Genomic DNA, 16832 nt, shown 5'->3' on the forward strand with positions numbered 1-16832 from the left:
ACAGGTGCTCAGACGAGCCCGAGTTTTTTCCTCAGGCTCGCATCCACCGGTCCCGCCGGCATGAAGCGGCGCAATTTCGTCAACAGAGACGCCTCCCCCGGCGGCGTGCAACGCATTCGCCACGGGCCCAGCGCCGCCTCGACGATGGTGCTCGCCACGCCGTGCGGCTCGGGCGCACTGCTCACGCTCTCGGCCACGGAGAGCGTCACCAGTTCGCGTTCGCGGTCATAGCCCGCGATCCGCGCCTTGACACGGGGCGCATTGGCATCGAGGTTGGTCCGGGTGAAGGCCGGCTGCACCAGCGTGGCACGAATGCCGAACTGGCGCACTTCATGGTCCAGCGACTCCGACAGCCCTTCCACTGCGTGCTTGGTGGCCGCATAGAGTCCCATGTACGGAGCCGGAAGCACACCGAGCACGGAACTCACGTTGACGATTCGCCCGCGGCGTTTTTCACGCATGTACGGGAGCACCGCGCGCGTCGTGCGGAGCATGCCGAAAACGTTGGTATCGAACAGCACTGCAGCCTCGGCTGTCGCGGTTTCCTCGACCGCGCCGATCATCATCATTCCCGCGTTGTTGACCAGCACGTCGATGCGCATGGCCCGGTCGATGACGGATTCGATGCCCCTCTGGACAGAGCCTTCGTCGCGGACGTCCATTTCGATGAACTCCACACCAGGCAGCGCGGGTGCCTTGCGCAACTCGCGAACGGTGCCGAAAACCCGGCAGCCTCGCGCCACGAACATTTCCGCGGCGGCACGTCCGATGCCCGAGGACGCGCCAGTCACTACGACGACTGATGAACTCGACATGACTGGTTCCTTCGATCTTGATGAATGATGATGAAGCGCATCAGTGCGCGGGCTGGGTCGCGTTGCCTGGTTTGATCCTGAACCAGATCGAATACATCGCCGGCAGGAACACCAGCGTCAGGATCGTCCCCGCGAAAGTGCCGCCGATCAGCGTGTACGCCAATGCGCCCCAGAACACCGAATGCGTCAGCGGAATGAACGCGAGGATCGCCGCCAACGCCGTCAGGATCACGGGCCGCGCTCGCTGCACCGTAGCCTCGACCACCGCGTGGAAAGGGTCCATCCCCTCCTGCTCGTTGTGGTGGATCTGCCCCAGCAGAATCAGCGTGTTGCGCATCAGAATCCCCGACAGCGCGATGAGCCCAACCAGCGCATTGATGCCAAATGCCTGCTGGAAGATGAGCAGAGTTGGCACCACACCGATCAGTCCCAACGGGCTGGTAAGGAACACCATGACCATCGCCGACATCGAGCGCACCTGGAGAATGATGATCAGAAGCGTGACCGCCAGCATGATCGGGAACAGCGGCAACATCGCCGCGGTCGCCTTCTCCGATTCCTCGATGGAGCCGGCCTGGACGACGCGGTAGCCCGCGGGCAGCTTGTCGATGATCGGCTGCAGCTGCTTGGTGATCGCGTTCGACACGTCCGGCGGCTGCGTTCCGTCGGCGATGTCGCCCTGCACCGTGATGGTGGGCATGCGGTCGCGTCGCCGCATGACCGGCTCTTCCATGCGCATCTCGACCTGGCCGACCTGCGACAGCGGAATGCGTTGGCCGCCGGCACCGGCGAGCGTGAAGTCCGCGATGCGGGCCGGGTCGAGACGCGTGTCGCCCGCCGAACGGGCGACGACCTGCACGGTGCGGATGTCTTCGCGCACGGTCGTCACAGGTACGCCGCTCAAGAGGAACTGCAGTTGTTGCGCCACGGCATTGGAGCTTAGGCCCAGCGCCGAAGCGAAGGTATCGGTGGAGCGGCAACCGTGCTCCACGAACGGCCCGGTGCTCGCGCCCATCGCCAGGCCCATGGCGCCAAGCTTCGACTCGGGGTCGATCCGCAGGTAGGTGAAGATCACACGGTCGCCGGCGCCGGGCTCCCGCATCAGCTTCACCTGCGAGGCGAAGCTGGCTTGTCCGCTCCAGGTGATCGTGCAGTCCGGCGGCACGTGGAAGGCGCCGCCTGCCGCCAGCTCCATGGTGGAGTCATAGGTGCCGATCGCATAGCGCACGGGCCGCTTCACCTCCTCGCCACAGGTGTCGCGCACCGGCCCTACGTCGGCTCGCCAGCGCGTGCGTATCGGCCCGTCGACGGCGAGGCCCGGGTAGTTTTGCTTGAACCAGTGCGTGTCGATGCGGATGTTCCACTGGCTGACGGTGCGCCGGTTGCTGCGATCCGCACCCAGCTCCACCCACACCGGTCCGCGCGAGCCCGCGCCCACGCGCGGCAGGTCGCAGACGACGAGCTCATGCTCCCAGCGCACCACCTGGCGCTGCGATCCGTCGACGAAGACCTTGCCCTGCCTGCGACCGAAAGCGCCGATGAGGTTGAGCTGGTCGTTCAGTTCATCGACCTCGACATGGTGAATCGCCGGCGAGAGGATGTGACTCACCGCGCTGCGCGGATTGGGCTTGGCGATGAAGTAGGCGCCGGTCTTGGTGCCGTTGCCGGTGTCGTGGTTGAGATTCTTGCGCTGCATATGGGCGATCACTTCTTCGCCCGTGAAGGCGCGTTGCTTCGGCGTGTGCGGCTTGAAGAGGTTGGCGCCCAGCATCCGGTCAACACAGTACTTCGGTATGTCAAAGGCGGCCGGCGGCGAGCAGATCTCCGTCCAGCCCAGGTAGAGGCCCGCGTTCTTACGGTGGCAGGCGACGAGAAAGTCGATCACCCGGTCGTTGTCGGCGCTGTTGGCGCTGTTGCAGGCGTTGATGACGACGACGCTGTCCTGCGCGAACTCCCAATAGGTGTCGACGAAGGCAGCGGTGATGCCGTAGCGCGTGTCCTTGAGCATGATCTCCTCGCCCTTGCTGTCCACGGTGGCGAGGCCGTTGTAGGCCGTGAAGTAGGTCAGCCGGAAGGCGGCGAGATCGGCCTGGAAATCGGGTTGTGCCTCCAGGGCGGGGTCGATCAGCGTGGACGCCGCCATCGTGCTCTGGCCGGCTTCGATGTACCGCCTGCGTAGCAACCTGGTCGATGAGGTCCCCCTCATGGCCTTCGTTCCTGCGACGTCGGATCTCGCGCGCCAGCGGCGCATTGCAGTGCGGGACCTGCAGTCCCTGCCGCCATTCTTCCGCTTCAGTCGCAGCGTGAACACACGCATGTACGACGAGTTCACGCGCGAGTACACGGCGCATGGCTTTCGGCCGAAGGCCGAGGCGCCAGCACCCGATCCGTTGCATGTCTTCGCCCAGATCGGCGCCGGCCGTGGCTGCACCTGCCTGCCTGCGCCCTTTGCGTTGCATCGCTACGCGGGCGTACAGCCCAGGCCGCTGCGGGAGCGGATCATGGTGCCGCTGGTGGTAGTGACTGCGTCGCGCGTGACGCAGGAGTTGCACAACGCCCTGGTCAAGGGCGCGACGCGGATGCTCAGCGGGTGAACGGCATCGTTGTGGATGGCGCAAACGTCGAAGGTGCTGATGCTCCCCCGGGCCTTCTCGAAGGCATCATCCCTTCCGCGATCGACACGGCCGCCAACCTTGGACATCGGGGCGCGCGGCAGCGACGCGAGACGGAGCAGTTACTCATGGGTTCAGTCGAAGGCAGCATGGCTTGCAAGCAAATCCCCTCTGTTCATTGCCGGGCTACACCAAGGACGTCACGATATCGCGCACTGAGGGGACGCTGCCTGCAAGGCACCCGAGGCTGGGCCCACGCGCCATGGTGCAGATCGACAGCAGCGCCGCGAGCCCACCGCAAACTCTGTCAATGCGGTACTTCAGGGTTAATAAAGTCGACCAGTTGCCGCCACGCCCCGAACGGTCCTGCGATCGGGAACATCAAGCCGAGTGGCTCGAGCATGTAAAGCGGCCGTAGCTTCAACTCGCGCAGCAAACCGGCATCGAGGAGAGGCCGCACGAAGCTAAGCGGCAGGAACGACAGTAGGTTTTCTTGCTGCGAGAGCCACCACAACATGGCCGTTGAACGAGTGACGACCGGATAGGTGCGGATCGGGTGAGGCAGATTCGCGGTCAATTCGTCGAATCGCTCACGGGCGGCCGAACCCGTGGGGACGAGTAGCCAGGTCTCGTCGGCGAGTTGCGGCCAGCCCAGGGAACGCTTGCGCGCCAGCGGATGGTCTGCGCGCGCCAAGACCGCGAAACGATCTTCGCGCACCGGCATGAACTGCCAGCCTTCCGGGATCACGGGAGGCCGTCGGCATGCCACGAGATCTGCCTCGCCACGTGCGATGGCCAGCAGTTGATCGTCCCCTTCGGCTTCCGAGAGGTGAACGGTGACATCCGGATGCCGTTGCGCGAAGCGAGGCAGCACGTTGAGCAGGAGCCCGTTCATCGCGCCGACCGAGGCGACGAGGCGGATGGCGCCGCCGATGCGTTGCCGTCGCGCGGTGACGACCTCGGCGCCGTCGGCGACGCCGATCAGCATGCGACGCGCAACGGGCAAGAGGTCTTCGCACGCCTGCGTGGGTCGCGCGCCGCGCGCATGCCGCTCGAAGAGCTGAACTTCCAGCAGCCGTTCCAGGTACGCGAGGCCCTGGGTCACCGACGACTGCGTCATGCCGATCGAGTCCGCCGCCCGCTGGAGGCTGCCCAGCTCTGCCACTTTCAAGAGGATCTGCACATGCCGAAACTTGCCGCGCGCGAGCAGGCGGTTGAAGAGGACGGACGCGTCATGGCTCAAGATATCGGAAAGTCTAATGGAAGAGCGTCATTTTTAATTTGTCGCCGATGGCTTGCTCAGGAATGATGGCAACTCCACAAACGGCGGGCAGCAAGCCACGCGACAGGAGACAAAACGTGAAAAAAAAATGGCCGCTGCTCGCGGTTGTCTGTTGCCTGCTCGGCGCCTTTTCGGCCCATGCGCAGGACGAGGTCTGGCCATCCAAGCCGATCCGGGTGATCGTGCCGACCCCGCCCGGCGGCGCCTACGACCGCACCATGCGACCGCTTTCGCAGGAGCTGGCGTCGTTGCTCAAGCAACCGGTGGTGATCGACAACAAGCCTGGTGCCGGCAACATCATCGGCGCCCAGGCGGGCGCCGCGGCCCCATCCGACGGCTACACGCTCACGATGACGGGCATGGTGAACACGATCGCCCAAGGCATGTACGACAACGTGCCCTTCAACATCGTCAATGACTTCACCCACGTCGCAATGATCGGCGGCGGCGCGCAATGGCTGGTGGTCAACAGCCAGTCCGGCATCGAGTCCTTCGCCGATCTGATCGCCCGCGCCAGACGCGAGCCGGGCGCGATCAACTACGCGAGCTCGGGCGCCGGCAGCACCGGCCATCTGTTGATGGAACTGCTGCAGAAGGCGACACAAACCTCGTTCGTGCACATCCCCTACAAGGGCGGCGCGCCGGCGCTGATGGATGTGCTGGGAGGCCAGGTCGCTGTCACCGTGATTCCGCCGAGCGGGTCGATGCAGTACATCCAGAGCGGCAAGCTCAGGGTGCTGGCGGTGTCCAGCCCGAAGCGCAGCCCCGAGCTCCCTCAAGTTCCGACTTTCGAGGAGCTGGGCTACAAGCAGCTGACGGTGATCTCCTGGGTCGGCCTGTCGGCACCGAGGAAGACGCGGCCCGAAGTCGTGCGCAAGGTCAACGAAGCGGTGCGCGAAGCGATGACGAGGCCGGAGCTGCAAAAGAAGCTCGACGCCGAAGGCATCACGCCGATGACGATGACGCCCGACGAGTTCACGCGCGTCGTCAAGAGCGATACCGAGCGCTGGGGTGCACTCACACGCAGCCTGCAACTCAAGGCCAACTGAAACTCAAGCCCATCCCTCATGCCTTTTGTCACATCGAACAAACGCGACATCTACTACGAGCGCCACGGCGCCGGCCCGGCGATCCTGTTCCTGCACGGAGCCGGATCGAACGCCGCCACCTGGTGGCAGCAATTGCCGGCCTTCACGCCGCAGTACACCTGTCTCACGATGGACATCCGCTGCTTCGGTCGTTCGGTGGCGCCGCCGGAGGAGTTCTCGCTGGAGCTCTTTGTCGGCGATGCCTTGGCGGTACTGGCGCGCGAAGGCATCGAGCGTGCGACGGTCGTCGGCCAATCGCTTGGCGGGATGATCGGGCTGCGGCTCGCGCTGCGCCATCCCGAGCGCGTCGCCGCGTTCGTCGCTTGCGACACGTCGCTGGCCATCGACCACCCGACGCTGGTCGACAGCATCGAGCGGCGCTTTAAGACAGTTTCCGCGGTAAGCATCGAGCAGCGCTCGCTGGGCGCCTGGTTCTTGAAGGCGCAGCCCGCGCTTGCAGCGCTTTACGCGCAGATCAACCACTTCAACCCGAGCGCTCACAGTATTGAGCCCGAAGCCTGGCGCGAGGCCGTACTGCGTCTGAACCAGCCCGAGAACCTGCTTGCCGTCGCTGAGATCGACCAGCTGGCTTGCCCGACGATGTTTCTCGTTGGCGCCGAAGACCCGATTGTTCCGCCGGCGGTCATGCGCGAACTCGGCCAGCGCCTGCCAGGAAGCGAGGTCGTTGTCGTCGAGGAGGCCGCGCATTCTGCGTACTTCGAGAAGCCGCTGGAGTTCAATCAGACGGTGTTCGACTTCTTGAGACGACGCGCCGACTCCTAGGTCTGCTGTGCAGCGACTTCTGAATCTCGGAGCTTGCCTCCATGCAAAAGCGCGCTCACGACCCGGCCCACGCTGGCGAGCAGCTCGGAGCTCTTCTCTCGCCTGTGCTCGAAAGCTCCGATACATTCTGTTGCCTTGCGCTCCGCAACCGCCCCTTGAAGACGCTGCTGAGACGTCCTATTTTTCTCCCGTTCCAAGTTGGTCGTAGAGAAATGGAGGACAAAGCCATGGCCATGGACATGCTCAAACAACTTGCCGGTTCCCCCTTGCCGGCGACCTTCCGGACCCGGGCGGAGATCGACCAGATCAAGCTGCTGCGGGCCGCCGGCCTCGTGATCGCGCTGACGCCCGCGCCGTCGGATCCCCCCACCCTCTCGGGCAGCCCCGACGCCGCCCAGGTGCTCGCCATCACCGAAAAAGGCCGCGCCGAACTCGAACGCATCCACTACCCCGTGGCCGCACAGGGCCCGTGGCGCGGTGCCGCGTCGCGGTGGCGCGCGAAGCTGCCCCACGCAATCCGCACCCGCCTGATGTAGGGAGGCCGCCATGCGTTCGAAGACGTCCAGCCGCATCCCCTACCGGGGCTTCAATATCGCGATCCAGGTCGACCGCGCCGGCGACCAGATCTTCGGCCACGCGGACTTGTTCGCCGACGACGAGTTCAAGGCCCGGCTCGCCGTCGGCACCCAGGGCCGCCGTACCAAGGAAGTCCGCGACCGGCTGAGACGCCTCGCAAAATCCAAGGTCGACGTGTGGGCGATCACGGGGTCCGCGCGGAGCGCTGCCGCGCCCGGCGATGCACGGCCGAGTCCGGGGTGATGCGCGGGTGAGCTACGGCCGGCGCGCAGCGCTGCTTAATTGAACAACTGGATTCCTTTGATTGGCGGTCGGCGCCGACCGTCCGCTGTTACCAGCGAGCACTTCCAGGAGCTGCTCAAGGAACCAAGTATTTCCTGCAGTATGAGCCGTGCGGGCGAGGTCTGGGGCAGCTCGGCCATGGAGAGCTTCTTCAGTTCACTGAAGACTAAGCGCACGGCCAGAAAGGTAACCGGGTCAGCGAGCAGGCTCGCGCCACCATGCCCGCTGTCGGGTCGGGGGCGGTCAGCAATCACGATGGAGCTGAACGGCGTCCGTCTGGACTGACGCTCCTTCGCGGGCGGCCGGCGAGCGCAAGCGCTGCACATTTGCCGCCCACGCGGGTTGACGCTCTCTTGAGGGCGCCCGCGGGCGCCCTCGCCTTACGACTCATCCGACCTCGACATTGATTCGCCGCGGCTTGGCATGCTCGGCCTTGGGGATACGCAGTTTCAACACGCCCTGCGCCAGCTCGGCGGACACCTTCTCGGTGTCCAGCTCCTTGCTGAGCGTGAAGACGCGGCGAAACCGGCCCAGGCCGACTTCGGTGTGGCTGATCTTCAGGTCATCCGGCACGCTCAGGCCCAACTCCGCCTCGATGGTCAAAGTTTCCGCTTCGACATGAAGATTCAGCTTGTCGCGCGACACGCCGGGCAGATCGGCGTAGAGCGTGATGCCCCCGGCGTCTTCCACCACGTCGACAGGCGGTGTGAGGGCCGCGCCCTGATAGCGTGGCGCCTGCCCACGATCCATGGGTTCCGGCGCGCTGGGCGATGCGGTCTGTACGTCATTGCTCATGATGTTCATCTCCTTGTTTCACAGGACAGCGATGCGCCGCGGCTGTGCCGAGGCCCGGCGGCGGACCGTGATGCGCAGTACGCCGTCGCGCAGCCGGGCCTCGACGGCCTCTGGATCGGCATCGTCCGGCAGCGTGAGGACGCGGCGAAACGGCCCCTCGAAGCGCTCGTTGATGTGCACGGCCGCCTTGGCCTGTGCATCGGGAAGCAGGCTCTTGCGCTCACCCGCGATGGTCATTAGGCCGCGCTCGAGGTTGATCTCCAGCGTGGCCGGGTCGACGCCGGGGGCGAACGCGAAGATCTCCAGCGCCTGCGGCGTGGCGCCCACGTTCAACGCGGGAAATCCGTTGCTGCCGTAACCGCGAATGGTGGGTGACAGATCGAACGCCTGCTGCATGTCCCGTTGCAGGCGATCCATCTCGGCCAGCATGTCGCGCGGGAAGAAAGATCGGTACATGGGAAACCTCCTGTCAAATCAATTGAACCTGAACAGAATCGAGCCGCCCCTCACTGGGGCAGGCCGTGCGTGCCCGTCGGCCGCGCAGCGCCATCGCTGTCCGCGCGGTGCCGTGCAAAGATCCTGGAGGGTCGCTGTCGCCAGCGCGCGGTGCGCGACTGCGGGTACGAGAATTTCGCCAACTCCTCGCGCCCCTTCTGCGTGATGGCCAGCACCTGGGCGGCCGAAGGGGAGCCAGACAGAGCGAGCGAGTTCGAGGGCGCGGGGATCAGGGCAACGACGAGCCCGGCGGCCCGAAGCACCCGCACCTGATCGATGTCCGCGGTGCGATAGAACGAGACAGGCAAGCGAGAGCCGGCAATTTGCTTGAGCAAGTTCATGGCCATTGAATACCTCCTTTTCGGTTGACCAATTTCCGACGCAAGCGAACATAGGAGCCTCCGAATCGATTTTCAAGAGGCGGTTTTCGACACCCGCGCGAGACGCAGGCCGACACGAAAAAAAGCCCGGCCGCACGCGACCGGGCTGAGGTTTACAGCAAGTCCGCGGTGGTGCCACGGAGACAAAAATCTACCGCGCCGCGCCGACGCAGGCATGTCAGACAACTTCTGATTCTTGAACGCCAGCGCAATGGCCGGACCGACGCGCTAACGCGCCTGGGCGCGTCGATTCTGCAGGGCGTATTCGGGCAACATCCCTCTCAAGTTGAAGGCATCCTAGACCGTGCCGTTGCGAGAGGGTCAAGCACTTTCCAGGGGCCGCGGTCGCTGCGTCAGCCGTTTTTCGACGGGCACCCTCTGCCTGCAGCAGGCTGCGCCAGGTGTGCGGACATCAAGAGCTTCGGCCCAACCCGGAAAACGAAAGCGGTTGCTGGCCGGAGACTGACATGCGTCGCGTCCAGCGCAGCTCATCCGATGCTGGCCGAGCGCGCAACGGCCATCTGCAAACAGCTTGAGCCGGCCCTTGACGTCACGCGGCGTCGCAGGGATTCCCATCGCCGGACCACGTCTGCTTCCGGGACGAAGGCCATCCGGCTGAAGTCGATCCTAAGGTGGTGGAAAGATGTGGAACCGTTTTCATTCGTTCGACACTTCTTTCTTCTTCGTAATTTCCTTCGTTTTGGGAATTCAGGGTTATCACTGTAGAAACGTTTCCACACCCACCGCAAACTGCAGTCATGACCGGTTCTGCATCGCCCTTTCTCGCACCCTCCACACGCTTGCCACTGCGGCCGCCCCCCTACGAACCCGAGGTGGCAGCAGCCGTGCAGAGCACCGCCTTCAAGGGCCTGTCACCCCTGAACCTTCGACTGGCGCTCGCGAATCACAGCAAGCTCGGCCCGGCCTTCCAGGCCATGGCACATGTGGTGCTGTTCCAGTGCGCGCTGCCCGAACGGGACCGCGAGATCGCGATCATCCGCACCGGCGCGCTCACGCGGTCCGAGTACGAATGGGGCATGCACATCAGCATCTACGCGGACAGGTGCGGCCTGGATGCCGCGCAGGTGCGCGAGCTCACCGGCAGTGCCGACTGGCATGCGCTGTCGCCAGGCCTGTGGAGCGACAGGGAACGCCTGATCGTGCGCATGGTGGATGAGCTGCACCACCACTGCACGGTGTCCGATCAGACCTGGCAGTCCCTTGGCGCGGGCTGGCCGCAGGAGCAGGTGATCGAGCTGATCTTCGCGTCGAGCTTCTATCACATGGCCGCGCTGTTCCTGAACAGCGCGGCCGTGCCGCTCGAGCCCGGTGCCGAGCGTTTCCCTGCCCCGCTTGCACAGGCGAAAGTGCCGGCATGAAGGCCAAGATCACCATCCGCGAAGTGGCCAAGGCCGCCGGCGTTGCGATTGGAACGGCCTCGCGGGCCCTGAACCGCAGCGGGCGCGTTAGCGAGCAGGCCATCGCAGCGGTCACCAAGGCGGCGCGCGAGCTCGGCTACACGCCGGATTCGGTGGCGCAGAGCATGCGCACCCGCTCGACAGGCGTGGTCGGGTTACTGGTGTCGGATCTGGCCAACCCCTTGTACGCGCGGATCATCACGGCGGTCGAATCGCGCCTGCTGACGGCGGGCTATGCGCTGCTGGTGGCCAGCACCCACAACGACGACCAGCGCGAGAAAACCCTGATCGACCTGTTCCGGCGCCGGCGCGTGGACGGGCTCATCCTCGGTCCCTGCCAGGCCGAGACCCCGGCCTACCTCGACCAGCTGGCGGCGCACGGCCCGGTGATCGCGCTCGATCGCGACTTCCAGGGCAACAACGCGGGCGTGCACGTTGACCACTACCACGGCGCGCTTCAGGCCACGCGCTACCTGCTGAACCTCGGTCATACGCGCATCGCACTGCTGACGCCCGGCAGCGTGTTGCGTCCGGGTCGCGAGCGCATCATGGGCTACAGGGACGCCTATCTGGAGCGTGGTCTGCAGCCCGACCCCAAGCTGATCCGCGCCGAGAAGTCGGCGATGGACTTCGCCTTCAGCGAGGCCCTCTCGCTGCTGGGCTCCCCCACGGCGCCCACGGCCTTCCTGTGCCTGGGCACCCGCATCCTGTCGGGCGTGCTGCAGGCACTGCGTCACTCGGGCCGTTTGGCGCCCGATGACGTCAGTGTCGTCAGCATCGGCGACACCGACCTGTCGCAGCTTTTCAGTCCCGCCATCACCTCGCTGACCTGGGACCTGGAAGCGGTCGGCACCGCCGTGGCCGAGCTGCTGCTGCGGCGGCTGGACAGCACAGCCCCCCTTGAGCAGGAGCGCATCCTGCTCACCACCCAGATGGTGCTGCGCGAATCCTGCGGTCCGGTCGCCAAGGCACCCGCTGCCGTCCGCAAGAAAACGAGAGCGGCCTCATGACGCAGCGTCTCAAGGACAAGGTGGCCATCGTGGTCGGCGCCGGCTCCATCGGCACCGACATCAGCAACGGCGCCGCCTGCGCCGTCACCTTCGCCCGCGAAGGCGCGACGGTGATCTGCGTCGACCGGTCGCCCGAAGCTGCGGCGACGTCGGTGCGTCGCATTCATGACATCGGCGGCATCGCCGAGGCCTTCGAGGCCGATGTGCGCAGCAGCGAGCAGATCGAGCGGATGGTGAACCACTGCCTGGCACGCTTCGGCCGCATCGACGTGCTGCACCACAACGTCGGCATCGAGGAATTCGGCGAGCTGATCGAAGTGACGGAGGAGTCCTGGGACCGCGTGCACGCCATCAACCTCAAGGGCCCCATGCTCACGGCGCGCGCCGTGGTGCCTCACATGATCCGACAAGGCGGCGGCGCCATCATCAACGTCTCCTCCATCGCGAGCCGCAAGTGGAGCCCGATGCAGTTCCTGTCGTACAGCACCTCCAAGGCGGCACTGAACCACATGACGCGCGTCGTGGCGCGCCAGTACGCGCAGCACCAGGTGCGCTGCAACGTGATCGTGCCGGGCCTGATCGACACGCCGCATGCCGCGGCCCTTTTCAAGAGCGAACAAGAGGCGCAGGCCGGCCGACAGGCACGCAACGCGCGCTGCCCCATGGGCCGCCAGGGCTCGGCCTGGGACGTGGCCAACGCGGCGCTGTTCCTCGCCTCCGACGAATCGAGCTACGTGACGGGCCTGGAGCTTGTGGTCGACGGCGGACTGTCCCTGTAGACGGGTATTCGAGCATCAACGACAAGGAGACAACACCATGCGCAAACTGTGGATTGCCGCGCTCGCGGGCCTCGCATTCGCCGCCCATGCCCAGGCGCCCTCGGACTATCCGTCGCGGCCGATCCGCTTCGTCCTGATCTCGGCCGCAGGCAGTGGCGGCGACGCGCTCGGCCGGCTCCTGGCCGACAAGATGGCGCCCCTGGTCAAGGGCGTGTTCGTGATGGACAACAAGCCGGGCGCCAGCGGTGCCATTGCCACCGACTTCGTCGCCAAGGCGCCGGCCGACGGCTACACGATCGGACTGGGCGGCGCGACCACGCACGTGCTGCTGCCCGCGAGCAATCCCAAGCTCTCGTACGACTCGGTCAAGGACTTCGCACCCATCGGGCAGGTCGGCACCGCCTCTATCCTGCTTATCGCGACCAACGACTTCCCGGCAAACAACGCCAAGGAGCTCATTGCGCTGGCCAGGAAGTCGCCCGGCAGCGTGCAATACGCGAGCTGGGGCATCGCCTCGACCGGTCACTTTTGCGGGGAGCTCTTCAATCTGCGCACGCAGGCACAGATGAGCCACATCCCCTACAAATCGGTGGTGCAGATCCAGACCGACATGCTGGGCGGCCACGTCAAGCTGGCCTACGTGGACATGGCATCGGGCTCGCCGATGGTCAAGTCCGGCAAGGTCAAGGCGATCACCGCCTGCACCTCGCGCTCGCCCAGTCTGCCCGACGTCTCGAGCTACGACGACGAAGGCATCGATTTCGCGGGCAAGCGCATGGGCGCGCTGCGCTGGGCGCTGTACGCACCCGCGGGCACCCCCAAGCCGATCGTCGCCAAGCTCTCCGCCGCGCTGAAGCAGGTCGTCGAGATGCCGGACGTGAAGGCGCGTCTTCTGGACCTGGGCATCACCGCCGCGTTCGTCGGTGGCGACGAACTGCGCGCCATGACCGCCGCAGACATCGAGGGCTGGCGGCAGATCGCCAAGGCCGCGAACATCAGCAATGAGTGACGCGGCCCTTCCCCTGCTGCAGGGCCGCGTGGCCTTGATCACCGGTGCGTCCCGTGCGCGCGGTATCGGCCTGGCGACCGCACGGCTGTTCGCCCGCCACGGTGCCCGGGTGGCGCTGCTCGACCTCGACGAAGGGCAGGCACAGGTCGCTGCCGAATCCCTCGGCGCCGAGCACATCGGCATCGGCTGCGATGTGCGCGATGCCGGCGCCTGCAAGGCGGCCGTGGCGCGCGTGCTGCAATGGGCGGGCCGCATCGACGTGCTGGTGAACAACGCTGCCATCACACAAAAACGCGGTGTGCTGGACGTGAGCGCCGAGGACTTCGAGCAGGTCGTGGGCATTACCCTTCGCGGCACCCTCCAAATGTCGCAGTGCGTGATCCCCACCATGATCGAACAACGCAGCGGCTCGATCATCTGCATCTCGTCGATGTCCGCGCAGCAAGGCGGTGGCGTGTTCGGCGGCAGCCACTACTGCGCCGCCAAGGCCGGCGTGCTGGGCCTCATGCGCGCCATGGCCAAGGAACTGGGCCCCCAAGGCATTCGCGCCAACGCCATCACGCCGGGCTTGATCATGACGGACTTCTCGCGCGGCGCGAACTCCGACGACAACAAGCACGCGCTGGGCAAGACCTTTCCACTGAGCCGTGTCGGCCAGCCCGAAGACATCGCGGGCGCGTGCCTGTACCTGGCAAGCGACCTGTCGTCCTTCGTGACCGGCGCAACGCTCGACGTCAACGGCGGCGCGTACATGCGCTGACCACGCCCCAAGGAGTCCATTCAATGAGCATGCTGTTCGGCGGCGCCCGCCAGGTCGGCTATGTCGTTCACGACATCGAGAAGGCGATGGCCCACTGGTCGCGCACGCTGGGCGTGGGCCCATGGTTCTACAAGGAAGAGGTCGGCACGACCGAGTTCAACTACTACGGCAAGCCGTCGCGCCTGCCTCGGCTGTCCATCGCGCTGGCCAACTCCGGCAACCTGCAGATCGAGCTGATCCAGCAGCGCGACGACGCCCCCTCGCTCTACCTCGATTCGCTGCGCCGCGGCGGCGAGGGCGCCCAGCACCTGGCCTACTGGAGCGACGATGGCTTCGACGACGCCGTGCGACACCTGCGCTCGACGGGTTACGTCGAGGGCCACAGTGGCCGCATGGGCATGCGCGGGCGCTTCGCCTACTTCGTGCATCCCGACCTGCCCAGCGGCATGTTCGAGATCTCCGAGATGGCCGGCGGCAAGGGCGAGTACTTCCGCGACATCCGGCACGCGGCCGAAGGATGGGACGGCAAGGACCCGATCCGCCGCATGGGCGCGAACGCCATCGCCCCGGTGCCATGACGGCTCCCGACCACCCCGTTCACCAACCAGCAGGAGATTCCGTGCAGACCACAACCCTTCAAGCGGCACGCATCAAGACGGTACGCGATCACATGGCGCTCGAGTGCACGCAGGAGTGGGATGCGGTGATCGACACCTTCGAGCATCCCCGCTACGAGATGCACGGCAGCGGCGTGGTGTTCGACGGCGAGGAAGAAGTGCGCGGCTATTTCCGCAGCTCGCGCACGCCCTTTCCCGACCTGGCCAACGAGATCATCGCCATCGCCGCCGACCAGGACACGGTACTGGTCGAGTTCTGGCTCAGCGGAACGCACCTCGGGCCGCTGCATGCCAACGACAAGGTGTTCGATGCCACAGGCCGGAAATTCCGGATCCGCCTGGCGGCAAGTTTCGAGTTCGCACCAGGCTCCGACAAGATCGTGTGCGAGCGGCCCTACTCCGCACCCGATGCGAAGCTGCGCGCGCTCGGGTTGATCTGACGACCCTCTCGCGCTTCGCCTCGGCTGCGCGCGTCGAGAGGAGGCGGGAAGCTACCCAACCTCCTGCTCACTGGCTGTGCGCTATCGTCTTGGCGGCTTGCACTCAACACCGAGTGATGTTTCTCCTGCGCTGCGCAGGCTCTCACAGCGGCCTGTCGCGCATCCGCTCAAGCTCGCCCCGGCCATGAGGCGTGATTCGCAGAACAACCGCTGGCAGGTCATGGGCTTCAGCCTCTTCTGGAAGGATCGCCTCGACAAGCCCCGCGGCAACCAGCACCGCGACGTTGCGGATGTCCATGGGGTCGGTCACGGTCAGCGGCAACGTTTCGTGTTCGACCTTCTTGAGGAAATCCATCGGCATGAAGCGCTCCCTTTCTCGAAGCGGCTCAGTTTAGGTCAAAGGACCTCCCTCAATCCCCGCAAGGCCCTTCTCTCTTCCATGAGCAGAACGGACTTCTCCCGCTCCTGGGGCTGAGCCCACAGTTCACGCACCGGAGAGCCTCAGCACATTGACGGCTTCCCGCAGCGACGCCGTCCTACGCCCACAAGCACCCACCCCTGAGATGTTGGGGACCCACCGACCAGGAGACCCCGATGACAGCCAAGCGCCATGAACCCGATGCATGCTCGCTACTCGACACCGATCACAAGAACGTCAAGAAGATGTTCGCCGCCTACGAGGAGCTTGCCAGCTCAAAAGCTGCCAGCGCCTCGGAGAAGAAGCGAGATCTTGCACTGCAGATCTGCATGGAGTTGACCGTTCACACGCAACTCGAAGAAGAGATCCTCTATCCAGCAGTGCGCGAAGCCATCAAGGAAACTGAACTGCTCGACGAAGCCGAGGTTGAACATGCGAGCGCCAAAGACTTAATTGCGCAGATCCAGGATTCGACCGAAGTCGATGAGATGTTCGATGCGAAGGTGAAGGTCCTGGGCGAGTACATCGACCACCACGTCAAGGAAGAGCGCAACGAGATGTTCCCCAAAGCGCGTGCCGCGCGGGGACTCGACCTGGTTGCCATGCGCGAGCAACTCACCACTCGCAAAGAAGAATTGATGGCGGACATGGCCCTCACGGCCTAGACTGCCCCTAGGCCCCTTCCTGGAAGCGTTCCGCCGCCCCTTCGCAAAGACGCAGCCGTCAATGCTGGCCCTCACCAAGCCGCAACTTCGCAATTCCGCAGGAATGTTGCGCCCACCCGGTATCGCGATGAAGCTTCCGTACTTTGCATGCTCGTGCAACATCAAGCATCTGGAAAATGTCCCGGGGCAGGCATGGCTTCGCCTGTTACCCCGGGTTCAGATGTATCGCTGCATGAACTGCGGGCAATCGCAAGTGTTTTCGCGGCGCTCCATCGATCGAGCCCTGGCCCTTCAAGACTCTCAACTGGCCAGCTCCAAGGAGCCGGATAGGACGCGCCATAGTCCACCGCACTGATGCTCCGGGCGCCTCGAAGGACCGAGACCGAAGGGAACGATCGGTGTCTTGCTCAGTACGTTGACCCTGTTCGACCTGTCTTTTTCGTATCGGGCGCTCTGCATCCACCAAATGCGCATCGCACGAGTTCGGCAGCCGCTTCAGCAACGCCTTGCCGGATGGCAACGAGCCCTTCGTCTATTGAATCAAGCACACGCGAGATTGATCACGATGTTTCAAGTTTGAATCACTTCGATCACGTGACTTGGTCCTC

At 65.0% G+C, this 16832-nt stretch carries 19 protein-coding genes and 2 pseudogenes; 14 read left to right on the forward strand and 7 right to left on the reverse strand.

What is annotated here, in order from left to right; translation table 11 throughout:
• Nucleotides 1-8: 8 nt before the first annotated feature.
• Both AC07YS_RS06540 and AC07YS_RS06545 read right to left on the reverse strand, forming a co-directional pair.
• Nucleotides 9-815 (reverse strand): oxidoreductase, encoded by an 807-nt coding sequence (locus AC07YS_RS06540; RefSeq protein WP_070059262.1) that lies wholly within the window; start codon nt 813-815, stop codon nt 9-11.
• A 40-nt stretch (nt 816-855) separates the two neighbouring features.
• Nucleotides 856-1767 (reverse strand): annotated as a pseudogene (locus AC07YS_RS06545) (efflux RND transporter permease subunit); the annotation flags it as partial.
• A gap of 1177 nt (nt 1768-2944) precedes the next feature.
• Between AC07YS_RS06545 and AC07YS_RS06550 the strand changes: the two are divergent.
• Nucleotides 2945-3409: a LysR substrate-binding domain-containing protein gene (locus AC07YS_RS06550; RefSeq protein WP_492736761.1), complete on the forward strand. Its 465-nt coding sequence runs from the start codon at nt 2945-2947 to the stop codon at nt 3407-3409.
• Nucleotides 3410-3734: 325 nt separating this feature from the next.
• Here AC07YS_RS06550 and AC07YS_RS06555 read toward each other — a convergent pair whose 3' ends face one another.
• Nucleotides 3735-4670: a LysR family transcriptional regulator gene (locus AC07YS_RS06555; protein WP_492736763.1), complete on the reverse strand. Its 936-nt coding sequence runs from the start codon at nt 4668-4670 to the stop codon at nt 3735-3737.
• Nucleotides 4671-4732: 62 nt separating this feature from the next.
• Here AC07YS_RS06555 and AC07YS_RS06560 point away from each other — a divergent pair, with 62 nt between their 5' ends.
• The 5 genes and pseudogenes from AC07YS_RS06560 to AC07YS_RS06580 form a co-directional block, all read left to right on the forward strand.
• Entirely contained in the window at nt 4733-5758 is a 1026-nt protein-coding gene (locus AC07YS_RS06560; protein ID WP_487863365.1) for a Bug family tripartite tricarboxylate transporter substrate binding protein, read from the forward strand.
• An 18-nt stretch (nt 5759-5776) separates the two neighbouring features.
• Complete coding sequence (locus AC07YS_RS06565) at nt 5777-6580, forward strand: alpha/beta fold hydrolase (RefSeq protein ID WP_070059271.1); 804 nt, start codon at nt 5777-5779, stop codon at nt 6578-6580.
• A 227-nt stretch (nt 6581-6807) separates the two neighbouring features.
• Complete coding sequence (locus AC07YS_RS06570; RefSeq protein WP_492699159.1) at nt 6808-7116, forward strand: hypothetical protein; 309 nt, start codon at nt 6808-6810, stop codon at nt 7114-7116.
• Between the two features lie 10 nt (nt 7117-7126).
• On the forward strand, nt 7127-7399 hold the full coding sequence (locus tag AC07YS_RS06575) for a hypothetical protein (protein ID WP_095744407.1): 273 nt from the start codon (nt 7127-7129) through the stop codon (nt 7397-7399).
• An 81-nt stretch (nt 7400-7480) separates the two neighbouring features.
• Nucleotides 7481-7627 (forward strand): annotated as a pseudogene (locus tag AC07YS_RS06580) (IS3 family transposase); the annotation flags it as partial.
• A gap of 198 nt (nt 7628-7825) precedes the next feature.
• Here the strand turns inward: AC07YS_RS06580 and AC07YS_RS06585 are convergent.
• The 3 genes from AC07YS_RS06585 to AC07YS_RS06595 all read right to left on the reverse strand — a co-directional run bounded on the left by AC07YS_RS06585 (nt 7826) and on the right by AC07YS_RS06595 (nt 9075).
• Nucleotides 7826-8188 (reverse strand): Hsp20/alpha crystallin family protein, encoded by a 363-nt coding sequence (locus AC07YS_RS06585; RefSeq protein ID WP_235944128.1) that lies wholly within the window; start codon nt 8186-8188, stop codon nt 7826-7828.
• A gap of 63 nt (nt 8189-8251) precedes the next feature.
• Complete coding sequence (locus AC07YS_RS06590; protein ID WP_062472360.1) at nt 8252-8689, reverse strand: Hsp20/alpha crystallin family protein; 438 nt, start codon at nt 8687-8689, stop codon at nt 8252-8254.
• 50 nt (nt 8690-8739) lie between these two features.
• On the reverse strand, nt 8740-9075 hold the full coding sequence (locus AC07YS_RS06595; protein WP_095744406.1) for a hypothetical protein: 336 nt from the start codon (nt 9073-9075) through the stop codon (nt 8740-8742).
• 791 nt (nt 9076-9866) lie between these two features.
• Here AC07YS_RS06595 and AC07YS_RS06600 point away from each other — a divergent pair.
• From AC07YS_RS06600 to AC07YS_RS06630, 7 genes are read left to right on the forward strand one after another with little or no spacing between them, the layout of a single operon-like run.
• Nucleotides 9867-10487, forward strand: a complete 621-nt coding sequence (locus AC07YS_RS06600) for a carboxymuconolactone decarboxylase family protein (RefSeq protein WP_062472365.1) — start codon at nt 9867-9869, stop codon at nt 10485-10487.
• On the forward strand, nt 10484-11536 hold the full coding sequence (locus tag AC07YS_RS06605; protein WP_159277296.1) for a LacI family DNA-binding transcriptional regulator: 1053 nt from the start codon (nt 10484-10486) through the stop codon (nt 11534-11536). The genes AC07YS_RS06600 and AC07YS_RS06605 overlap by 4 nt, the downstream gene beginning before the upstream one ends.
• Complete coding sequence (locus AC07YS_RS06610; RefSeq protein WP_070059277.1) at nt 11533-12315, forward strand: SDR family NAD(P)-dependent oxidoreductase; 783 nt, start codon at nt 11533-11535, stop codon at nt 12313-12315. Before AC07YS_RS06605 ends, AC07YS_RS06610 begins: the two co-directional genes overlap by 4 nt.
• Before the next feature lie 37 nt (nt 12316-12352).
• Nucleotides 12353-13324: a Bug family tripartite tricarboxylate transporter substrate binding protein gene (locus AC07YS_RS06615; RefSeq protein WP_095744404.1), complete on the forward strand. Its 972-nt coding sequence runs from the start codon at nt 12353-12355 to the stop codon at nt 13322-13324.
• Complete coding sequence (locus AC07YS_RS06620; RefSeq protein WP_095744403.1) at nt 13317-14084, forward strand: SDR family NAD(P)-dependent oxidoreductase; 768 nt, start codon at nt 13317-13319, stop codon at nt 14082-14084. Before AC07YS_RS06615 ends, AC07YS_RS06620 begins: the two co-directional genes overlap by 8 nt.
• A gap of 23 nt (nt 14085-14107) precedes the next feature.
• Entirely contained in the window at nt 14108-14662 is a 555-nt protein-coding gene (locus AC07YS_RS06625) for a VOC family protein (RefSeq protein WP_062472379.1), read from the forward strand.
• 41 nt (nt 14663-14703) lie between these two features.
• Nucleotides 14704-15141 carry an ester cyclase gene (locus AC07YS_RS06630; protein WP_235926634.1) on the forward strand — a complete coding sequence of 146 codons (438 nt, stop codon included), beginning with the start codon at nt 14704-14706 and terminating at the stop codon, nt 15139-15141.
• Nucleotides 15142-15283: 142 nt separating this feature from the next.
• Here the strand turns inward: AC07YS_RS06630 and AC07YS_RS06635 are convergent, their stop codons facing one another.
• A complete protein-coding gene (locus AC07YS_RS06635; protein ID WP_062472384.1) occupies nt 15284-15502 on the reverse strand; it encodes a hypothetical protein in 219 nt (72 codons plus the stop codon).
• A 233-nt stretch (nt 15503-15735) separates the two neighbouring features.
• Here AC07YS_RS06635 and AC07YS_RS06640 point away from each other — a divergent pair, with 233 nt between their 5' ends.
• Nucleotides 15736-16224: a hemerythrin domain-containing protein gene (locus AC07YS_RS06640; RefSeq protein WP_139701815.1), complete on the forward strand. Its 489-nt coding sequence runs from the start codon at nt 15736-15738 to the stop codon at nt 16222-16224.
• Nucleotides 16225-16832: the final 608 nt, after the last annotated feature.

Source organism: Variovorax sp. GW458-11-26-14-LB1, assembly GCF_059423965.1.

Coding starts and splice junctions, on each gene's coding strand:
- AC07YS_RS06540 (WP_070059262.1), bottom strand. CDS start 815: ATGTCGAGTTCATCAGTCGTCGTAGTGACTGGCGCGTCCTCGGGCATC.
- AC07YS_RS06560 (WP_487863365.1), top strand. CDS start 4,733: ATGATGGCAACTCCACAAACGGCGGGCAGCAAGCCACGCGACAGGAGA.
- AC07YS_RS06565 (WP_070059271.1), top strand. CDS start 5,777: ATGCCTTTTGTCACATCGAACAAACGCGACATCTACTACGAGCGCCAC.
- AC07YS_RS06570 (WP_492699159.1), top strand. CDS start 6,808: ATGGCCATGGACATGCTCAAACAACTTGCCGGTTCCCCCTTGCCGGCG.
- AC07YS_RS06575 (WP_095744407.1), top strand. CDS start 7,127: ATGCGTTCGAAGACGTCCAGCCGCATCCCCTACCGGGGCTTCAATATC.
- AC07YS_RS06585 (WP_235944128.1), bottom strand. CDS start 8,188: ATGGATCGTGGGCAGGCGCCACGCTATCAGGGCGCGGCCCTCACACCG.
- AC07YS_RS06590 (WP_062472360.1), bottom strand. CDS start 8,689: ATGTACCGATCTTTCTTCCCGCGCGACATGCTGGCCGAGATGGATCGC.
- AC07YS_RS06595 (WP_095744406.1), bottom strand. CDS start 9,075: ATGGCCATGAACTTGCTCAAGCAAATTGCCGGCTCTCGCTTGCCTGTC.
- AC07YS_RS06600 (WP_062472365.1), top strand. CDS start 9,867: ATGACCGGTTCTGCATCGCCCTTTCTCGCACCCTCCACACGCTTGCCA.
- AC07YS_RS06605 (WP_159277296.1), top strand. CDS start 10,484: ATGAAGGCCAAGATCACCATCCGCGAAGTGGCCAAGGCCGCCGGCGTT.
- AC07YS_RS06610 (WP_070059277.1), top strand. CDS start 11,533: ATGACGCAGCGTCTCAAGGACAAGGTGGCCATCGTGGTCGGCGCCGGC.
- AC07YS_RS06615 (WP_095744404.1), top strand. CDS start 12,353: ATGCGCAAACTGTGGATTGCCGCGCTCGCGGGCCTCGCATTCGCCGCC.
- AC07YS_RS06620 (WP_095744403.1), top strand. CDS start 13,317: ATGAGTGACGCGGCCCTTCCCCTGCTGCAGGGCCGCGTGGCCTTGATC.
- AC07YS_RS06625 (WP_062472379.1), top strand. CDS start 14,108: ATGAGCATGCTGTTCGGCGGCGCCCGCCAGGTCGGCTATGTCGTTCAC.
- AC07YS_RS06635 (WP_062472384.1), bottom strand. CDS start 15,502: ATGCCGATGGATTTCCTCAAGAAGGTCGAACACGAAACGTTGCCGCTG.
- AC07YS_RS06640 (WP_139701815.1), top strand. CDS start 15,736: ATGACAGCCAAGCGCCATGAACCCGATGCATGCTCGCTACTCGACACC.